Here is an 18,545-nt window from a genome sequence, read left to right on the forward strand (position 1 = left end):
TCTAGCGACTTGGCGGAGAAGAAATGTCCCTAGCTTCTCATCCGTGTTTTTTCAATTAATTATTGACTATCAACTAATCAGCGATCGCAGTTCAAGGGGAAGGGGTCAAAGGTCAAAAGGCGATCGCGGTCAATGGATAATTATCAACCATAGCTCCTGCGGCCATGGGCTACTATTTTGACCATCAGGAAGAAATCAACCTGGAAATCACCTAAGAATGGGATCAGATACAGGTTAGCATGACGCGAATAGCTAAATCACCTTTTTACACTGGCAGAAAGAAGTGACTTTCCCCCCCTTCCCCCGAATGTACCCCGTAACTGATATAAGTAGAGATGTAGGTCTATAACCAAAATTGCCGCATCAGTTCGGTTAGGTGACTGTTTTTCGCTTGTCTAGGAGGGTAGATATGCTCAACGAATTAATTTATGAAGGATTAGGTTTAAGTGCTGTTTTCGGAGGACTATTCCTCTGGTCGCGCTCTGGTCTCGTCAGCAAAAATACCGCCCTTTTAGCCGCACAAGCGCAATTACAGCAAAGTAACGCAGATTTGTTGGTTCAAGTCAAGGGTTTAGACGTGGCGCAATCAGACTTAAAAGACGAAAATCAGCAGTTGCACGCCAAGATAATTCACATAGAACAACATTCCGCCCAATTACAGTATAAAGCTACGGATTTAGAAAATTCTCTCCAGTCCCTCCAGCAAGCTGTGCAGATAGGTGAGAGTGAAATCGAACAACTGAAAACCACCGCTAAGGACATAGAAGCGGAGAAAGCTGGTTTGATGGAGAAGTTAGAGGCAGAAAAAGCCCAAATTACTAGCCTAGAGGCACAGATTCAAACTTTAGAGCAGCAAAAAGGTGAAATTAACCGTCAATTTGATTTGACCAAAAAACAGACCACCTCTCTCTATAGTCAAATTCAGACCCTAGAACAGGATAAAGCTCTCTTACAGCAAGATATAGAAAAAGCCGAGGAATTAAAGGCGAAAGTGGCCGATTTAGAGCATAAAAATCAAGAATTAAGCGATTTAGCCGCCCAAATTCCCAGCTTGCAAGGTCAAATTCAAACCCTAGAACAGAATCTGGCTCACCAAACAGAACAGTATGAGCAAGGACAGCAAGAAATAGCCAGCTTACAGGGTCAAATTAGCGGGTTAGAACAGGAAAAAAAGTCTCTCAGCGAAGATTTAGCCGCAAGTCAAACTCGATCGCTCTCTTTAGGCCAAGAATGCGACAATTTAACTATAAAACTCCAAGAAACCGTCGCTCAAGTGGCGGCTATAACCGACGAAAAGGACAGTCTCGGCGCTCGTCTCGAAGCAGCTAAACTGGAGTTACAAGCTTTGGAAGTCCAGAAAGGGGAATTATCGGCAGAATTAACCACTGCTGCCGAAAAAATTGCTGATTTAGAAGGGCAATTACAGGAATTAACCCAGTTACCCCAACAGTTAGAAACCTATCGGGAAAATATTGCCAATTTAGAGATTCAACTACACCAATTAAGTGCCGAAAAAGACCAATTAGAAGCCACAACTTCCCGTCATATCGAGGAATTAAGCCAACAAAATCGCCAAATAACTCAAGATTTAGAAGTCCAAAAAACGGCAGCTAAAGCTTTAGAAAAGGAAAAAATTAAGTTTGAGGGTGAGTTAACAACTAAGCAAGAAAAAATCGCCGCTTTAGAGGTTCAAATTCAAAACCTACAACAAGAAAGAGACGATTTCTCTCGACAAACTGCCCCTATTACTACTAATGAACCGGAAGCAATTATTAGCGAGACTCCGGTAGTAGAAGAACCGGAAACTCCCCCGGTGATTGCCGAGGAAACTCCGGTAGTAGAAGAACTGGAAACCCCCCCGGTGATTGCCGAGGAGACTCCTGTGGTGACAGCAGAAAAAATCACGGTTGCCGATACAAGTTTAGAAGTGCAACCCGCAGCAAAGATAGTCCAGACGAGTCAAGAATCCGCAGAAAATCCCCTAAGAGGAAAAACCGTAGTTATACTAGGAACCTTCAGCCAAATCAGTCGCGAGAAAGCGAAATCATTGATTATTAATGTCGGTGGTACTGTTACCGGTTCCCCCAGTGCGAATACTGATTATATTCTCCTCGGTAAAGCTCCCGGTGAGAAACTCAAAAAGGCTCAAAAATTAGGCATTAAAACCCTTTCAGAAGCCCAATTTCTGCAAATGGTAGAATTACTTTAGCCGTCGGTCGTCGGTCGTCAGGTGATAGGGTGATAGGGTTTTGGGGTGATAGGGTGATGAGACAGCTTCCCCACTTCCCCACTTCCCCACTTCCCCACTTCCCCACTTCCCCACTTCCCCACATCCCCACATCCCCACACCTCCCTTTCCATTGATTACGAAAATTATGAGTCAAAAAATTGCCTTTTTAGGATTAGGAGTGATGGGAGCGCCGATGACGGCTAATCTTGTCCGTCAGGGTTTTGCTGTCAATGCTTGGAATCGTACCCCAGAAGCGCCGGGGATAACCATTGCTGGGGCAGCTGGTGCGAACATTTGTTCTAATATTGCCGCCGCCGTCAGGGATGCCGAGATTGTCTTTACCTGCGTCGGGGATGTGCCTGACGTGGAAGCGGTAATTTTGGGACCGGGGGGTGTCGTGGAATCGGCAGCGGTGGGAACTCTGGTGGTGGATATGAGTACCATTGGCTCTCAAGCCGCTAGGATGATTGGTAAAAAGCTAGAGGAAAATAATCTCCGTTTTCTCGATGCTCCCGTCTCTGGGGGCGATATTGGGGCGAAAAACGGCACTTTAACTATTATGGTGGGGGGGAAAGAAGCGGATTTTCAGACTTGTCTGCCCTGTTTTCAAGCCATGGGTAAAACTATTCGCTGGTGTGGCGAAATTGGCAACGGACAAGCGGTAAAACTCTGTAATCAAGTCTTGGGGGCAGTTCACATGGTGGCGCTGTGTGAGGCTCTAAAAATGGCAAAAATTCAAGGATTAGACCCCAATTTAGTCATAGAAGTCTGTAAAACGGGGGCGGCAGGTTCTTGGGCGTTGGAAAATTTGGGACCAAAAATCCTCGCCCAAGATTTACAGCCAGCTTTTATGATTGAACATATCTTAAAAGATTTGCGATTAGTCAAAGAAACTGCCCAGACAGCCGGGGAAATTCTGCCCGGGACAGATTTAGCAGAAGCTTTATTTAAAGTAGTAGCGGAATTGGACGAAGGCAAGGGAATTAAACAGGGAACCCAAGCGATGATTCGCGCCTATGATTAAGCATTTTGTTGGCGATAAATATCATCGGTACGGGCAGCCATGATGAAGTCATTTTGATGTAATCCGCCCACGTCATGAGTCCACCAAGAAACGGTAACTTTACCCCATTCTGTCAATAAAGCGGGGTGATGGCCTTCTTTTTCCGCCGCTTCTCCCACGGCATTAGTAAAGGCGATTGCCCCTTGAAAATTGGCAAATTTATAGAGTTTTTGCAGACGGGGAATCCCCTCGTATTCTAAGAGATTCCAATCGGGAATTTTAGCCTGTAAAGCGGTAATTTCCTCGGCAGTGATAGGAGAAGAACCCGATTGATAAGGTTGACATTTTTGTTGAGCAAGTTCGGTCATAGGGGTATCAATTAAGATTTTTTAAGTAAGTAGTTATAATTAAATTGAAGATAGATTTTGCCTCTGATCCCCCCTTGATAAGGGGGGTGCCGATAGGCGGGGGGATCCCCCCTGCCCCCCTTGATAAGGGGGGTATCTGACAACTTTTAACACCTACCTACTTACCTTTATTATAGAGGAAAATACCCCAGAGAAATTTTCTATTCTTCCTCTGACTCTGGAGAACTTACCCAAGGGGTAGAAGATTCGGCAGCTTTCGGGAAAGAAAAAGATTTTTTTGGAGGAGAAGGCAATAATTCCAATTGTCGATTACCGGTTTTATAGCTAGTTTTATTTTTCTGCTCTCCCCGTCGTCGTTGGGAGGTTTTTTCCTCTGTCGTATTTTCGGCTATCACTTCATACAAAATCGCCCGTTTATCCTCTTGTTGGCCTTTTCTTAAAACCCGTCCCAAACGCTGAATATATTCCCTAGTGGAACCAGTTCCCGATAAAATAATCGCGATGCGTGCTTCCGGCACATCAACCCCTTCATTAAGAACATGGGAAGTCACCAGAATTTTGTATTCTCCCTGACGAAAACGGGTCAGGATTTCATGGCGTTCTTTCACGGGAGTTTGATGGGTTATGGCAGGTATTAAAAAGCTCTCGGAAATGCGGTAAACTGTGGCATTATCGTTGGTAAAAATTAAAATTGCTTCCGGATAGTGTTCACAGATTAACTCGGCTAAAACCCGCAATTTTCCCTGGGTTCCGGAGGATATTTCCTTCGACTCCCGGTGCGCTAACATCGCCCGGCGCCCTTCGCTACTTCTGGCACTAATCATGACAAAATTTTGCCAACCATCTAAACCAGACAAACTGAGATTATTTCTTCTTAAAAAATCATTGCGAATTTTAATTGCTTCTTGATATTTTTCCTGTTCTTTGGCAGATAGTTTCACTTTAATTTGAATTATTTCATGATCCGCTAGGGCTTTTCCTGACAAGTCTTGGGGACTTTTTTTATAAACAATTGCACCGATAAGATAATCTAAATCTTGATGACTACCATCACCGCGATCCGGTGTTGCTGTTAAGCCTAAACGATAGGGTGCGATCGAATCTTCCGCTATTTTCCGAAAGAAATCCGATGGTAAATGATGACATTCATCAAAAATTAAAAAAGCGTAACGATTGCCAAGAGTTTCTGAATAAATTGCCGCACTTTGATAAGTGGCGATTAAAATAGCACTATTATCCTTAGAACCTCCCCCTAATAATCCCACCTCGGCATCGGGAAAAGCCGCCAACATCTGGGCATACCACTGGTGCATTAAATCAATAGTCGGCACGATAATTAAGGTGCTGCGGGGAGTCGATTGTAGAGCTAATTGGGCAAGATAGGTTTTACCAGCAGCGGTGGGAAGGACGATAACACCCCTTCTCTGGGATTTTTTCCAAGCGATTAACGCTTCAGTTTGGTGGGGGTAGGGTTCCCGTTCAAAACTGGCAATTAATTCTAAATTGTTAAAAGCTTTTGCTTCATCTTGGAAGTTAATGCCCTCCTCCTGTAGGGTTTCCACGAGAGGACGATAATGAATGGCCAAAATGCGAAATCTTTCGATACGATCATCCCAAGTGGCAAAATCTAGCCATTTTTTCCCTTTTGGTGGTGGATGGAGAATTAAGGTTCCTCGCTCATATTTGAGGGTGGGTAAGCGCATTTTTCAGTTATCAGTTATCAGTTATCAGTTATCAGTAAACAGAACGTAGGTTGGGTTGAAGCATGAAACCCAACGCCCGCTCATGTTACGCTACCGCTAACCCATCCTACAAATAATTGTGCCTCCCTACTTATCAGTTATCAGTTATCAGTAAACAGTAAACAGTATAAGTGAACTGAAAACTTACATCTGATAACTGATAACTTATTCAAGGCTGACGGCGGCAAGATAGCTTATCGCTAGATCATATTGATCGGGTTAAAAAAATAGAGTGTGAATTAACACACTCTCAGCATATCGGAACAGCCAAAGTTTGGCAATAGATTAAATCTTTTCGGTTAGTTTAGTCAGAACGCGATTGGAACGTTCCACAAAAGCTTGCATTCCCTCAGCATCAAATCCTTTTTGAGCGATTAAAGCTAAATCATAAACGTGCTGACAGAGCATTTTCGCTAATTGCGCCGATGGAGATTCGCCACTACCAGTAACAATACTTCCCTGACTAATCTGGACAATCTGTTGAATTAAGGGATGATTAGTATTAATCATCAGAATATGTTCTTCGGGGAAAGCCATGGCTTTTTGTTGCATCATTGCCGTCATTTCCTGTAAGCGTCGCATCGCTTCTGGAAGTAAGACAATTGCTGGGGGAGTACCTTGGGGATCATCAGATTTCAAGGCTTCAGTTTTGATATTGATGCGGGAATTATCGAGAGCTTTGGCGAAGATTTCTTTGATTAATTCAGCCCGGGTTTTATTACTGGCGGGATCGATAATTTCACTAGCTTGATCCTGTTCGAGCAGTGTCGAGTCTAATTCAGAATCAACCCGGGTGAATTTCACATCAGAGTATTCTCTTTCTAGGAAAGGAATAAAGTAATTAGTATCGATGAAAGAATCAAAGAAGAGGATTTCTAACCCTTGATTTTTGTAGAGTTCAACGTAGGTGGATTGGCTACGAGGATCGGTACAGTAAAAAACTCGATTTTCGTGGCGTTCTTTATGGCGTTCTAGGTAGGCTTTGAGAGTAGTATAACCTTCCTGTTCGATCGCTTCTAGGGGAGTTTTTGCCGTTGTTTCTTGCCATGCGTCACCTTCGGCGGTTTGCACTTCCACTTGTACCGCAGTTTCTGGGAGTTTGTAGGTAGTGCGATAGATTAAAATATCTTCTACCTGCTGTTTAAATTTATCCTCTTTTAAGGAACCAAATTTAATAAAAGTTCCCACATCTTCCCAACAACGAATATATTCTTTGGCGTCTTCGTTGTAGAGAGATTTGAGGCGATCAGCAATTTTTTTGGCAATAAAATCGGCAATACGGCGAACGGTGCGATCTTTGGTTAAAGCACTTCGAGACACATTTAAAGGAATATCTGGACTATCGATAACTCCTCGCAAGGGTATCAGGAAATCGGGAATAATTTCCTCGCAATGATCGCTGACAAAAACCTGATTACAGAATAACTTTAATTGTCCTTTTGAGACATCCACATCCGGTCTGAGTTTGGGAAAATAAAGAATGCCATTGAGCAAGAAAGGATAATCGGTATTCAGATGTACCCAGAGTAAAGGTTCTTCTTGGAAAGGATAGAGATAACGATAGAATTCTAGGTAGTCTTCTTTAGTCAGATTTTGAGGAGATTCTTTCCATAAAGCCCGTTGTTGATTAATCACTTCCCCATCAATTTTAATGGGAACGGGCATAAAATCTGAGTAGGTTTTGACTAACTGGCGAATGCGGGCAGGTTCTAAATATTCCCCTTCCTCATCCATTAAAGTTAGGGTGATAGTGGTGCCGATTTGGCTGCGGGAAGAATCGGTTAATTCAAACTCGGGAGAACCATCACAAGACCAATGGACAGGGGTAGCACCTTCTTGATAGGAAAGAGTATCAATTTCTACCTTTTTAGCCACCATAAAAGCCGAATAAAAACCTAGGCCAAAATGGCCGATTAAATCGTTGGCTGATTTTTGGTATTTATTGATAAATTCTTCCGCACTGGAAAAGGCAACTTGGTTAATATATTTCTTGATTTCTTCCGCCGTCATCCCGATACCATTATCGGTAATTGATAGGGTACGATTTTCTTTGTCGATGGCGAGATTAATTTCTGGTTCGGGGACTTCTCCTCTCGCTTCTCCTGCTAAGGAAGCCATTTTAAATTTCGAGATGGCATCAACACTATTTGATATCAATTCCCGCAGAAAAATTTCATGGTCAGTGTAGAGGGATTTTTTGATAATAGGGAAGATATTCTCGGTATGAATCGTGATATTACCTTTTTCGAGTACCGTCATACGTTCAATCACTAAGGGCTTGACTATTCTAACTTTTTTATTCTGCTCGATAATGGCAGCATTGATCACAGAGCGATTGCCCAACTTCCTCTAGGGGGATAACCGTACCGATAAAGGGATTTAACGGCAGCAGGGCGATTTCTGGAACTCGATCGCAAAAATCGGGTTTATTGATGACTTTTTGACTTTTACAAGCGGTTGGTTGAGATTTGCCGATTGAGCCAGAATTGCAGTAGCTCTACTGTTCACTTTGCAGATATCCCTCAATCAAAATATCGGGATTGAGATAATTAACCGTGACATTTTCTAACTGTAAAGCTTGGCTCATTAACTGGAAACCTAAATCACCCACGGCAGTGGGTGCATTAATTCCCCCGATGATTTTGGGCGCAATAAAAGCGATAATTTTTTGTACCATGCCCTCAGCGATCGCTGCTGCACTTAAACCGCCGCCGCACTCCCACAAAACCTGACAAAATCCCCTTTGATCAAGATTTTCCATCACTAAAGTGGGTGTCACCTCGGTTAGTTCGATCACTTCCACGCCTTTTGTTAATAATTGTTGCTTAAGCTTGACATTAGCATCAATTTGTGTATAGACAAGGGTGGGAAATTGACTGGTATCCCAAAGATGAGCGGAGGGGGGTAAATCGAGCGATCGAGTCATGACCACGCGCAGGGGATTATGATCGGAGAGGCCGTGAGTGGTGAGGTGGGGATTATCTTGACGGACAGTGCTACCGCCGACGATAATCGCATCACAGGCCGATCGCAGTTGATGGACTATTTGGCGAGAAGCGGGGCTAGTAATCCAAGTGCTATGACCGCTAGTAGCGGCAATTTTGCCATCGAGAGTCATGGCATATTTGAGGATACCGAAGGGTTTTTTAGTGGTGATGCGATGGATAAAACCCTGATTGAGTTGACGACATTCGGACTCCTCCACTCCCACCAGCGTCTCGATGCCTGCCGATGCTAATCTTTGAATGCCTTTCCCCGCCACCAGGGGATTAGGATCGATCATCCCTACCACCACTTTTTTAATGCCTGCTTGCACAATTGCCTCGCTACAGGGTGGAGTACGTCCATAGTGGTTACAGGGTTCGAGATTGACGTATAAAGTGGCACCACGCGCTTTTTCTGCCGCCTGTCTCAGGGCGAAAACTTCTGCATGGGGTTGTCCGGCCCCTGGGTGAAAACCTTCGCCGATAATTGTCCCCTCTTGAACGATCACAGAACCCACCAAAGGATTAGGAGAAGTCCGCCCCAAGGCTTGCCTAGCAAGGGTTAGACATCTTTGCATCATTTTGCGATCAAATTCCGTTGCCCGGGCCATGGTTTATTTCTCCAAAGGAGGGGAGACTTTATCAGTGATCAGTAATCAGTGATCAGTGATCAGTGGGAATTATAAATTATAAATTATGAATTGGGAGATGGGGGTGATGAGGTGATGAGGTGATGGGGTGTGGGGTGTGGGGTGGTCACTTCGTGCGCGTTGCGGGGGGTAGTGGGGTAGTGGGGCATTTGGCTGAAATTTCCCTAAACCCCTAAACCCCTAAATTCCTAAACCCCTAAATCCCTATATCCCCTTTCTAACTGATAACTGATAACTGAATTATTGATTACTTCTACACTATTATTATTTTAAAGTGAAATGTATCAAAGAATACAGAAATCTCAAATCAAAAAAACAAAGATCGAAAAACATTGACTACTCACACCCCAAGATAAATCCCTAGGTATTTGGTCTTCTGAAATGATTGACCCCTGTTCCTAGGATTTAGCGGTTGAACGGACATAATTGCTCGGTAATTATTTTCAACAGTAATGAATCGACCTACTAACTCAAAAAAGTAAACGAATTAACGATGAAACGAATTGCTCGAAAATCTGGGGAACTTGTCGGTTTGTTACCGAAAATTAACCCTGTCTGGTTAGCCTGTGTTCCTTTGTCCGCGATTATTTTCGTGGTTTGGAACACAGCCGTACAGGCCCAAGATGCGAAACCCCTAACCCCCGAAGATGTCCAAAACGCCCTTAATACAATCTGGGTTTTAATTGCCGCCATCCTCGTGATCTTTATGAACGCGGGTTTTGCGATGCTAGAAACGGGATTCTGTCGCCAGAAAAACGCCGTTAACGTTCTCGCCAAAAACCTGATCGTTTTCGCCCTCTCCACCATATCATTTTGGGCGATCGGTTTCTCCCTGATGTTTGGGTCTGTCAGTAACGAATTTTTCGGTACAGGAGGATGGTTCCTCAGCAGTAGCGATCCCGCCACCTACGCCATGCCGAAATATTTGCCCACCTCGGTGTTTTTCCTGTTCCAAGTCGCTTTCGCGGGAACGGCGGCAACGATTGTATCTGGGGCCGTGGCAGAACGGATTAAATTCGTCGATTTCCTGGTTTTTAGCTTAATTATCGTCGGTATCATGTACCCGATCACCGGTCACTGGGTTTGGGGTGGCGGTTGGTTAGCTGACCTTGGTTTTAAAGACTTCGCCGGTTCGACGGTGGTTCACTCGGTCGGTGGTTGGTCTGCTTTAACCGGGGCGGCAATTCTCGGCCCGAGAATGGGTAAATATATCAACGGTCGCACCAGTGCCTTACCCGGCCATAACATGAGTATCGCGACCTTGGGTTGTTTAATTCTCTGGATTGGCTGGTTTGGTTTTAACCCCGGTTCTGCTTTAGCGGTTAATGAAACTGTTCCCTATATCGCTGTCACCACTAACCTCGCCGGGGCTGCGGGCGGCATTGCCGCTACCTTTACCGCTTGGGCAAAAGATGGTAAACCCGACCTTTCGATGATTATTAACGGTATTCTGGCCGGTTTAGTAGCCGTTACTGCTGGTTGTGATGGTGTATCCTATTGGTCGGCGGCAATCATCGGTTTAATTGCCGGTGTGGTCGTGGTTTACTCGGTGGCTTTCTTCGATAACCTGAAAATTGATGACCCGGTGGGTGCGACTTCCGTTCACCTCGTCTGTGGTGTGTTTGGAACTTTAGCCGTGGGTATCTTCAATAAAGATGCGGGTTTAATCACCGGTCAATTGCAACTGTTTATTAACCAAATTATCGGAATTGTGGCAGTAGGGGCATTTACCGTGATTGTTAGTGGTATTGTTTGGACAATCCTCAAGGCTACCCTCGGTATTCGTGTTACTCCCGAAGAAGAATTAGAAGGTCTGGATGTGGGTGAACACGGGATGGAAGCCTATAGCGGTTTCGTCAAGGAGTCCGATATCGTTGCCGGTGGCTATTATGCTTCTACTGTTGACATGGAAACGCCTAGCACTCGTTAGGGTAAACCTTATAAAGATAGATTAATTGATCCCCGACAAAGTTAAAGAGAAAAGGAAGAAGGCCTCGCCCTGATGCGATCGGTGGCTATAATTGCCTTCTAAACCTTTTCTCTTTCGGTTTTTGTCTCTTTCCAGACAGAAAAAAATAATCTTGCTACTAACCACCAACCGACAATGAAAAAGATCGTAGGAATAACCATACTTTTGCTGGGACTGGGATTCAATTGCGGAGTTGCCCCGGTTTTTGCGGAAACCATCGCCGCCGCTCCCCCCAATCCGATTAGTTCTGGGGATACCGCTTGGATGCTGATCTCCTCAGCTTTAGTTTTATTAATGACCCCCGGACTGGCTTTTTTTTATGGGGGTTTAGTGCGTTCCCGTAACGTCCTCAACACCATGATGATGAGTTTGGTGGCCATGGGTGTCATCGGTGTAACTTGGGTGCTTTGGGGTTATAGTCTCGCTTTTGATGTTACCCCGGGTAAAAGTGGCTTTGGGGAAGGAATTGAAGCTTTTATCGGTGGTCTGGATTGGGTTTTTCTCAACGGTGTCACGGCCACCGCGCCCGATAGCACCGGCTATGCTCCCACGGTTCCCCATCAAGTGTTTATGGTCTATCAGATGATGTTCGCCATCATCACCCCAGCTTTGATTTCGGGGGCGATCGTAGAACGGGTCAACTTTAAGGCCTATTTTTGGTTTTTACTGCTTTGGTCCACCTTTATCTATTCTCCCCTAGCTCACTGGGTTTGGGGTAAGGGTTGGTTAGCAGCTACTGGAGCGCTGGATTTCGCCGGTGGAACCGTTGTTCACATCAGTTCTGGGATTTCCGCGCTGGTGGCCGCTTGGGTAATCGGTCCGCGGCGTAGTTTTGGTACCCAAACCTATGCACCCCATAATGTGCCGTTTGTTCTCCTAGGTATCGGTTTACTCTGGTTCGGTTGGTTTGGTTTTAATGGTGGTAGCGCACTTTCCTCTAGTTCCCTAGCCACGACAGCTTTTGTTAATACCAGTATCGCCGCTTCGGCTGGGGGTTTGACATGGATGCTGATAGAATGGATTTTACGGGGTAAACCGACAGCAATCGGTATTGCTAGTGGATTTTTGGGGGGATTAGTGGGTATTACTCCCGCTGCCGGTTTTGTTCTACCCATCGGTGCGATTCTGATTGGTTCGATCACTGCCCTTACCTGTTTTTTTGCGGTTAGTCTCCGGGCAAAATTGCGCTTTGATGACTCTTTGGATACCTATCCTGTCCATGGTGTGGGTGGGACGGTAGGGGCAATCCTTACGGGGGTTTTTGCCACTAAATCGGTTAATTCCTTCGGTAATGACGGTTTACTATTTGGCAACCCCGGCTTAGTCTGGACGCAATTTGTTGGCGTTGCTGCCACTTATATCTTTGCTGCCGTGGGTACTTTCGTCATCCTGAAAGTTCTCAGTTTATTCATGGATTTGCGGGTTAAACCGAATACGGAGGCAGAAGGGTTAGATGTGCCTCAACACGGAGAGGAAGCCTACGGACAGGAATTCGAGTTTGGTAGCAGCTTTTCCTACCAAGAAAATCCTCCCGCCACAAATCCGCAAGAAAATTATTAGCGATTTAATCAGCTATCGATCCAGCCAACAGAGGCGAAATTTCGTCTCTGTGAAACTGGGCTAAAAAATTCCGTTTTTGGTCGTCTTGTCTCTGTCACCGGGGATTGTGATCCTGTCCGTCGCTGGCAAAGAATGCTCGATCGTTATTGTGCGAAGATTCTCCGAGACCGAGAAACTCTCCGCCAAGGCTTAATGATTAGCGATCGCCAAGGCGGATCGAGTTTGATCCAGATGGGCAAAACAGCAAAAAATTACCGATTCTTACTGACAAGAATCAAGAAATTTGTAAGCCAGCTAACTCAGCAATTGTATAGGTGGGTCTGCCTTTAACTTCGTCGTAAATTCTACCGATATATTCTCCTAGTATTCCGATGCTAATTAGCTGTACAGAACCCAGAAAAAATATAGCGATCATAATCGTGGCAAAACCCGTGATCGGTGAGTTGGGCTGCTGTAAACGCCAATATAATACTAACAGAGCCATAATCAAAGATATCAGGGCAGAAAATAATCCTAGATAGGTGGCAAAACGTAAGGGGACACGGGAAAAAGATACTAGGCTATTAATAGCTAAAGATAATGATTTGCTAAAGGTATATTTTACTTCCCCGGCAAAGCGCGCATCCCGTTCAAATTTAACCGCAGTTTGTGGAAAGCCAATCCAAGCGCGCAACCCACGAATATAACGATTTCTTTCTGGGAGAGAATTTAATAGATCTACTACCTGACGATCCATTAAACAAAAGTCTCCTGTATCGGCGGGAATATCCACATCAGCTAGTCTTTTAAGCAAACGATAAAAGAGATAGGCCGTCAGTTTTTTAAACCAACTTTCTTGTTTTCTTTTGGTTCTTTGGGCATAAACTACTTGATACCCCTCTTGCCATTTTTCAATCATTTGGGGAATTAATTCGGGCGGATCTTGGAGGTCAGCATCTAAAACAATAATTACTTGTCCTCGGCAAAAATTAAGTCCAGCAGTTACCGCCGCTTGATGACCAAAATTGCGGGCGAAACTGATATAACATACTCGTGAATCAGCTTTGTGCAGTTCTCGCAGCAGTTTTAAGGAACTATCTTTACTACCATCATTTACTATAATTAATTCTACCGCCCCATCTAAATTATTCATGATGGCACTCACCCGGCGATATAGTTCGGCAATAGTTTCTTCCTCGTTATAGATGGGGACAATCAGGGAATATTTTAGCATTTGCATAATAATATTTGATTGGTAATTGATTGAAAAAAATCGATTTAATCCCAGTTTTTTCCTCCTGTGTTTAATAATTATCTTAGGTTCAAGATTCTAACAGGAGTATAATTTTGTCAAAGTGAAACCCCGATTAGCTAACGATTTACCTCCTTTCTTCTGGCTCCTAACTCAGAGAATTTCGCTATCAATATCTTTACTTAGCCAAGAAACTCCTCGATCGCCTGTCCCGTCTCTTCCGGTGCTTCTTCCGGTAAAAAATGACCACTGGCGATCGCCTGTCCCGTGACTTGATTAGCTCGCTGCTGCCAAAGAGCGATCACATCGTATTGACGTGCAATGAAACCTTTTTCTCCCCAAAGAACCAAGAGGGGAGAGGAAATTTTCCGGTCTAAATCCTGACGATCATGCTCTAAATCGATGGTAGCGGCGGCCCGATAATCGGCACAAGTGGCGGTTATCGTGCTTAAATCTCGAAAACAACGCCGATATTCCCCCAAAGCTTCCTCTGTAAAAGCGCTAAAATCTCGACCCCAACTTTGCAAGCAATGTTGCAGATAATAATCGGGATTAGCGGCGATCAGGGTTTCGGGAAAAGGGGAAGGCTGAATCAAGAAAAACCAATGATAGTAGGCAGTGGCAAAAGTTTTATCAGTCGCCTCGTACATCGCCAGCGTCGGAGCTATATCGAGTAAAACGAGTTTTTTGACCTTTTTGGGAAAATCAAGGGCGAGACGGTGGGAAACTCGCGCCCCTCGATCGTGGCCGATTAGATAAAACTCCTGATAACCCAATTTTTCCATCAGCAATACCTGATCGAGGGCCATCACCCGCTTGCAATAATTGCTAGAATCCTCTAGGGGTAAGGGTTTATCGCTATCCCCGTAGCCGCGCAGATCCGTGGCGATCACCGTAAAATTAGCCGCTAATCGGGGGGCGATTTTATGCCACATTTGATGGGTTTGGGGATAACCATGGAGCAAAAGCAGCGGAAAACCGCGCCCACCTTTGACACCATTGATAGTAATGTCATTAACTTCTAGCTGAAATTTCCGAAAATTTGTCAGCATTTTTGCCTCCTGTCACCTTGGGGAAAGATAATTGCATCATCTGGCAAAAGTGACCCAATCAGTAAAGTTTTTTCACTATAGCCGCTCAAGCCGCTGCTTTTCTGGTAGATTAAAACCATTGGGTTGCTCAAAAATCAACGAGTTAAGCAGTTAGGTGTTAAAAACTGTCAGATCCCCCCGCCTATCGGCACCCCCCTTAATAAGGGGGGCAGGGGGGATCGAACCCAAAATCTATCTTCAATTTAATTATAACCAGCTACTTAAGCAGTAATTTGATTATGATCTCGATTATCTATTCCGATGAATTTCTCGATCACGATACAGGTATTTACCATCCCGAAAAAGCGGCGCGTTTAACGGCAATTGTCGGAGCTTTAAAACAAACAGAATGGCAGTCAAAACTAACATGGCATTTACCGACACCGATCGAAATTCGTGACGAAGTAATCCCTTTGATCAAACAAGTTCATAATCAAGATTATGTTGATATATTGCGGCGAATTTGTCAACGGGGTGGGGGAAGATTGGATGCAGATACTCCCGTTTCTGCCCGTAGTTACGATGTGGCGTTACTAGCGGTTAGTGGCTGGTTAGATGGAGTCGATCGAGTCTTATCCACTGGCGATCCTGCCTTTATTTTAGCCCGTCCTCCCGGGCATCATGCCACTTCTAATTATGGCATGGGTTTCTGTCTGTTTTCTAATGCTGCTATTGCCGCCTATTATGCTTTAGAAAATAAAAGAGTGCAAAAAGTAGCGATTCTTGATTGGGACGTACATCACGGCAATGGCACCCAGGATATAGTCGAGAATCATCCCCAGATTGCCTATTGTTCCCTTCATCAATTCCCCTTTTATCCCGGCACAGGAGAAGCGAGAGAAAAAGGTGAGTTTAATAATGTTTTGAATATTCCCTTACCGGCGGGAAGTACGATTAAAGATTATCAAGAACATTTTGAGGGGCAAGTCATACCTTTTCTGAAAAATTTTCAACCGGATTTAGTGATTGTTAGTGCTGGATATGATGCCAATCAAGCGGATCCTCTGGCGGGCATTTGTTTACACCCACAAGATTATGGAATTTTAACGAAATACCTCTTAACTCTCAATAAACCGCTGCTTTTCGGCTTAGAAGGCGGTTATGATTTAGAAACTTTAGCGGCTTCCGTCGTCGCCACCTTAGAAGCTTTGCTCTGATCCTATTCCGGGTAATCGTTACATTTCTTTAAAAAGATTGCTAACAAAGCGATCTAATGCGGTAAGGTAAACGATCGATAGAAAAAAACCCTTGAGCTAGTTGCCTTTTAAGATTATGAACTCCCTTGCGCCACACCTCAAAGCCAAAGCCCTGAAACCCAATAGTCGTCGTCCTGCCAAAGAATTGTGTAGCGAGTGCGGACTTTGTGACACTTATTACATTCACTATGTTAAAGAAGCTTGTGCTTTTCTTAATCAACAAATCGCCGATTTAGAAGCAGCAGCACACGGCAAAAGTCGCGACTTAAATCAGGAAAATGATCTCTATTTTGGTGTTCATCAAGAGATGATGGCTGCCAAGAAAAAACAAGCTATCCCCGGGGCGCAATGGACAGGAATCGTCAGTACAATTGCCTGTGAAATGCTCGATCGTGGTTTAGTAGAAGGGGTGGTTTGTGTGCAGAATACCGCCGAGGATCGCTTTCAACCGCAGCCGATTCTCGCCCGTACCACGGAAGAAATTCTCGCCGCTAAAGTTAATAAACCGACTCTTTCTCCCAATTTATCAGTCCTAGAAGAAATTGAAAAATCGGGCATGAAACGGTTATTAGTTATCGGAGTTGGTTGTCAAATTCAAGCCCTCAGAGCAGTAGAAAAAAAATTAGGCTTAGAAAAGTTATATGTCTTAGGAACTCCCTGCGTCGATAATGTCACCCGCTCAGGACTACAAAAGTTTCTAGAAACTACCAGTCGTTCCCCAGAAACTGTGGTTCACTACGAATTTATGCAGGATTTTCGGGTACACTTTCAACACGAAGACGGCTCGATCGAAATGGTTCCTTTTTTTGGCTTAAAGACTAATAAGTTAAAAGATGTTTTTGCCCCTTCCTGTATGACTTGTTTTGATTACGTTAACTCCCTTGCCGATTTGGTTGTGGGCTATATGGGCGCACCTTTTGGCTGGCAATGGATTGTCGTTCGTAATGATACGGGCAAGGAAATGTTAGAGTTAGTTAAAGATCAATTAAATACCCAAGATGTTATGTCTAGTGGTGATAGAAAACAGGCGGTACAAAATAGCATTCCTGCCTATGATAAAGGTGTAACCTTGCCGATGTGGGCGGCAAAAATGATGGGAGTAGTAATTGAAAAAATTGGGCCTAAAGGTTTAGAATATGCTCGCTTTTCCATCGATTCTCACTTTACCCGTAATTACCTTTATGTTAAACGTAATTATCCTGAAAAATTAGCGGCTCATGTTCCTGAATATGCTAAAAAGATTGTGGAACAGTACAAATTGCCCGATTAATTAGGGTATGCTGAAAAAGTAGGGGCGCAGCATTCGGATAGGAAATCTACGGTTTCAACGATAGGTTATCGTCCGAATACTTCGCCTCAAGTCAATGATAGGTGGTGCGTTACGACGGATTGTTAGCTTCAAGTCAAAGCAGAAATTTTTGCCGTCTAACGCACCCTACTGGACTAGGTAATAGGTGTAGGGGTAATTCATGAATTACCCCTACAATAGGCTACGTTTGTCTGGATGTTGTTAAATTTTCTCTTGACAAAGGCGACTTGACAGGATACTATATTCATAATGGAAAATCCGTGCGCCTACAGACCCTATTTTCAAGTCTCAATAATCGCTTAGATAGCGATAATTTTTTTAAGGATTGAGAACCATGAACCATCAAAGAGAGTTTTATGTTGTCATTGAACGAGATGAGGATGGATATTATGTTGGGGAAGTTCCTCAACTTCGGGGTTGTTACAGTCAAGGGGAAACGATTGATGAATTGATGAAGAATATCAGGGAAGTAATTGAACTTTGCTTGGAAGATGACAATCCTGAAGATGTATCGGAGTTTGTTGGAATTGAAAAGGTGTCTATATGATGCCAAAATTACCGGTAGTAACAGGTGATGAAGTTATCAAAGCTTTAACGAGAATAGGGTTTCAATCTATCCGACAAAAAGGAAGTCATCTGCGCTTAAAACATGAAGATGGAAGAGTTGTCACCGTACCGGTTCATCGGGGGAAAACTGTCGGGAAAGGATTACTCTTAAAAATTTTACGCGATGCTGAACTGACACAAGAAGAATTTATTCGTCTGCTGTAATTTCAATCTTGATTTAAGCTTAATGTCCCCGTTTTTCTGGATGTTGTCAAATTTTCTCTTGAAAGATAATAAGGCTCTACCGAATCTGTCATGCAAAACTATTAACAACTCATGCTTGTAAAGCTTGTACAGCAAGGCTTTGAGTTTTTGTTAGATTGATATTTATCAACTTTAGAGCATTGCTGGACAGAGAGGGAGCTTGGGGAATTTTCTACAGTGTAAGTTCGGAAGAACCGATAATAATCATGTTGATTAGCAAGATCTATAGGCAACTTTTCTAAGTCGTCATTGTCTAATGGTATCTCTTCCAGAAGCTTTAATATTGCCTCTCCTACATTACTTTCAGATTTAGCATAACTAGCTTGTGCTGAAAGGAGGAAGTTTAAAGTTTCTTCTATTAAAGAATCCGGTGCTTGTTCAATCTCTTGTAATAGTCTCTCT

General features: G+C 43.9%; 17 protein-coding genes. 9 read left to right on the forward strand and 8 right to left on the reverse strand.

Annotation, left to right across the window (positions count from 1 at the left end; translation table 11 throughout):
• Nucleotides 1-181, forward strand: a 181-nt coding sequence (locus tag O9324_RS02785; RefSeq protein ID WP_288139417.1) for a hypothetical protein, incomplete at its 5' end; no start/stop codon positions are given.
• Between the two features lie 228 nt (nucleotides 182-409).
• Nucleotides 410-2,209: a BRCT domain-containing protein gene (locus tag O9324_RS02790; protein ID WP_288139418.1), complete on the forward strand. Its 1,800-nt coding sequence runs from the start codon at nucleotides 410-412 to the stop codon at nucleotides 2,207-2,209.
• Here O9324_RS02790 and O9324_RS02795 read toward each other — a convergent pair.
• Nucleotides 2,201-2,347 (reverse strand): hypothetical protein, encoded by a 147-nt coding sequence (locus O9324_RS02795; protein ID WP_288139425.1) that lies wholly within the window; start codon nucleotides 2,345-2,347, stop codon nucleotides 2,201-2,203. The genes O9324_RS02790 and O9324_RS02795 overlap by 9 nt on opposite strands.
• A 28-nt stretch (nucleotides 2,348-2,375) precedes the next feature.
• Between O9324_RS02795 and O9324_RS02800 the strand changes: the two genes are divergently transcribed.
• A complete protein-coding gene (locus tag O9324_RS02800; RefSeq protein WP_287629198.1) occupies nucleotides 2,376-3,254 on the forward strand; it encodes an NAD(P)-dependent oxidoreductase in 879 nt (292 codons plus the stop codon).
• Here O9324_RS02800 and O9324_RS02805 read toward each other — a convergent pair.
• The 4 genes from O9324_RS02805 to ribD form a co-directional block, all read right to left on the reverse strand.
• The gene (locus tag O9324_RS02805) at nucleotides 3,251-3,601 is read right to left on the reverse strand and encodes a 4a-hydroxytetrahydrobiopterin dehydratase (protein ID WP_002744294.1); all 351 of its coding nucleotides are present in this window, start codon (nucleotides 3,599-3,601) and stop codon (nucleotides 3,251-3,253) included. The two genes, O9324_RS02800 and O9324_RS02805, sit on opposite strands and share 4 nt — an antisense overlap.
• 200 nt (nucleotides 3,602-3,801) lie before the next feature.
• Nucleotides 3,802-5,304 (reverse strand): DEAD/DEAH box helicase, encoded by a 1,503-nt coding sequence (locus tag O9324_RS02810; protein ID WP_288139419.1) that lies wholly within the window; start codon nucleotides 5,302-5,304, stop codon nucleotides 3,802-3,804.
• Between the two features lie 324 nt (nucleotides 5,305-5,628).
• Nucleotides 5,629-7,602 (reverse strand): molecular chaperone HtpG, encoded by a 1,974-nt coding sequence (gene htpG, locus O9324_RS02815; protein WP_288139423.1) that lies wholly within the window; start codon nucleotides 7,600-7,602, stop codon nucleotides 5,629-5,631.
• Between the two features lie 238 nt (nucleotides 7,603-7,840).
• Nucleotides 7,841-8,938: a bifunctional diaminohydroxyphosphoribosylaminopyrimidine deaminase/5-amino-6-(5-phosphoribosylamino)uracil reductase RibD gene (ribD, locus tag O9324_RS02820; RefSeq protein ID WP_288139420.1), complete on the reverse strand. Its 1,098-nt coding sequence runs from the start codon at nucleotides 8,936-8,938 to the stop codon at nucleotides 7,841-7,843.
• 532 nt (nucleotides 8,939-9,470) lie between these two features.
• Here ribD and O9324_RS02825 point away from each other — a divergent pair.
• Complete coding sequence (locus tag O9324_RS02825) at nucleotides 9,471-10,907, forward strand: ammonium transporter (RefSeq protein ID WP_287629195.1); 1,437 nt, start codon at nucleotides 9,471-9,473, stop codon at nucleotides 10,905-10,907.
• A 174-nt stretch (nucleotides 10,908-11,081) separates the two neighbouring features.
• Entirely contained in the window at nucleotides 11,082-12,506 is a 1,425-nt protein-coding gene (locus O9324_RS02830) for an ammonium transporter (RefSeq protein ID WP_287629194.1), read from the forward strand.
• Between the two features lie 274 nt (nucleotides 12,507-12,780).
• Here O9324_RS02830 and O9324_RS02835 read toward each other — a convergent pair whose 3' ends face one another.
• Nucleotides 12,781-13,719 carry a glycosyltransferase family 2 protein gene (locus tag O9324_RS02835; RefSeq protein WP_288139424.1) on the reverse strand — a complete coding sequence of 313 codons (939 nt, stop codon included), beginning with the start codon at nucleotides 13,717-13,719 and terminating at the stop codon, nucleotides 12,781-12,783.
• A 200-nt stretch (nucleotides 13,720-13,919) separates the two neighbouring features.
• A complete protein-coding gene (locus tag O9324_RS02840; RefSeq protein ID WP_002770957.1) occupies nucleotides 13,920-14,789 on the reverse strand; it encodes an alpha/beta fold hydrolase in 870 nt (289 codons plus the stop codon).
• 278 nt (nucleotides 14,790-15,067) lie between these two features.
• Between O9324_RS02840 and O9324_RS02845 the strand changes: the two genes are divergently transcribed.
• The 4 genes from O9324_RS02845 (at nucleotide 15,068) to O9324_RS02860 (ending at nucleotide 18,104) form a co-directional block, all read left to right on the forward strand.
• Nucleotides 15,068-15,985, forward strand: a complete 918-nt coding sequence (locus O9324_RS02845; protein WP_288139421.1) for a histone deacetylase family protein — start codon at nucleotides 15,068-15,070, stop codon at nucleotides 15,983-15,985.
• Nucleotides 15,986-16,100: 115 nt separating this feature from the next.
• Complete coding sequence (locus tag O9324_RS02850) at nucleotides 16,101-17,294, forward strand: Coenzyme F420 hydrogenase/dehydrogenase, beta subunit C-terminal domain (protein WP_002789598.1); 1,194 nt, start codon at nucleotides 16,101-16,103, stop codon at nucleotides 17,292-17,294.
• A 373-nt stretch (nucleotides 17,295-17,667) separates the two neighbouring features.
• The gene (locus O9324_RS02855) at nucleotides 17,668-17,880 is read left to right on the forward strand and encodes a type II toxin-antitoxin system HicB family antitoxin (protein ID WP_002749012.1); all 213 of its coding nucleotides are present in this window, start codon (nucleotides 17,668-17,670) and stop codon (nucleotides 17,878-17,880) included.
• Nucleotides 17,880-18,104: a type II toxin-antitoxin system HicA family toxin gene (locus O9324_RS02860; protein WP_002748708.1), complete on the forward strand. Its 225-nt coding sequence runs from the start codon at nucleotides 17,880-17,882 to the stop codon at nucleotides 18,102-18,104. The genes O9324_RS02855 and O9324_RS02860 overlap by 1 nt, the downstream gene beginning before the upstream one ends.
• Before the next feature lie 101 nt (nucleotides 18,105-18,205).
• Here the strand turns inward: O9324_RS02860 and O9324_RS02865 are convergent.
• A partial coding sequence (locus O9324_RS02865; RefSeq protein WP_288139422.1) for a hypothetical protein occupies nucleotides 18,206-18,545 on the reverse strand: 340 nt, incomplete at its 5' end.

The sequence above is a fragment of the Microcystis sp. LE19-84.1B genome (genome assembly GCF_027531875.1).
Classification (GTDB): domain Bacteria; phylum Cyanobacteriota; class Cyanobacteriia; order Cyanobacteriales; family Microcystaceae; genus Microcystis; species Microcystis panniformis.

Coding starts and splice junctions, on each gene's coding strand:
- O9324_RS02790 (WP_288139418.1), top strand. CDS start 410: ATGCTCAACGAATTAATTTATGAAGGATTAGGTTTAAGTGCTGTTTTC.
- O9324_RS02855 (WP_002749012.1), top strand. CDS start 17,668: ATGAACCATCAAAGAGAGTTTTATGTTGTCATTGAACGAGATGAGGAT.
- O9324_RS02845 (WP_288139421.1), top strand. CDS start 15,068: ATGATCTCGATTATCTATTCCGATGAATTTCTCGATCACGATACAGGT.
- O9324_RS02835 (WP_288139424.1), bottom strand. CDS start 13,719: ATGCTAAAATATTCCCTGATTGTCCCCATCTATAACGAGGAAGAAACT.
- O9324_RS02830 (WP_287629194.1), top strand. CDS start 11,082: ATGAAAAAGATCGTAGGAATAACCATACTTTTGCTGGGACTGGGATTC.
- O9324_RS02840 (WP_002770957.1), bottom strand. CDS start 14,789: ATGCTGACAAATTTTCGGAAATTTCAGCTAGAAGTTAATGACATTACT.
- O9324_RS02800 (WP_287629198.1), top strand. CDS start 2,376: ATGAGTCAAAAAATTGCCTTTTTAGGATTAGGAGTGATGGGAGCGCCG.
- O9324_RS02860 (WP_002748708.1), top strand. CDS start 17,880: ATGCCAAAATTACCGGTAGTAACAGGTGATGAAGTTATCAAAGCTTTA.
- O9324_RS02805 (WP_002744294.1), bottom strand. CDS start 3,601: ATGACCGAACTTGCTCAACAAAAATGTCAACCTTATCAATCGGGTTCT.
- htpG (WP_288139423.1), bottom strand. CDS start 7,602: ATGACGGTACTCGAAAAAGGTAATATCACGATTCATACCGAGAATATC.
- O9324_RS02850 (WP_002789598.1), top strand. CDS start 16,101: ATGAACTCCCTTGCGCCACACCTCAAAGCCAAAGCCCTGAAACCCAAT.
- O9324_RS02825 (WP_287629195.1), top strand. CDS start 9,471: ATGAAACGAATTGCTCGAAAATCTGGGGAACTTGTCGGTTTGTTACCG.
- O9324_RS02810 (WP_288139419.1), bottom strand. CDS start 5,304: ATGCGCTTACCCACCCTCAAATATGAGCGAGGAACCTTAATTCTCCAT.
- ribD (WP_288139420.1), bottom strand. CDS start 8,938: ATGGCCCGGGCAACGGAATTTGATCGCAAAATGATGCAAAGATGTCTA.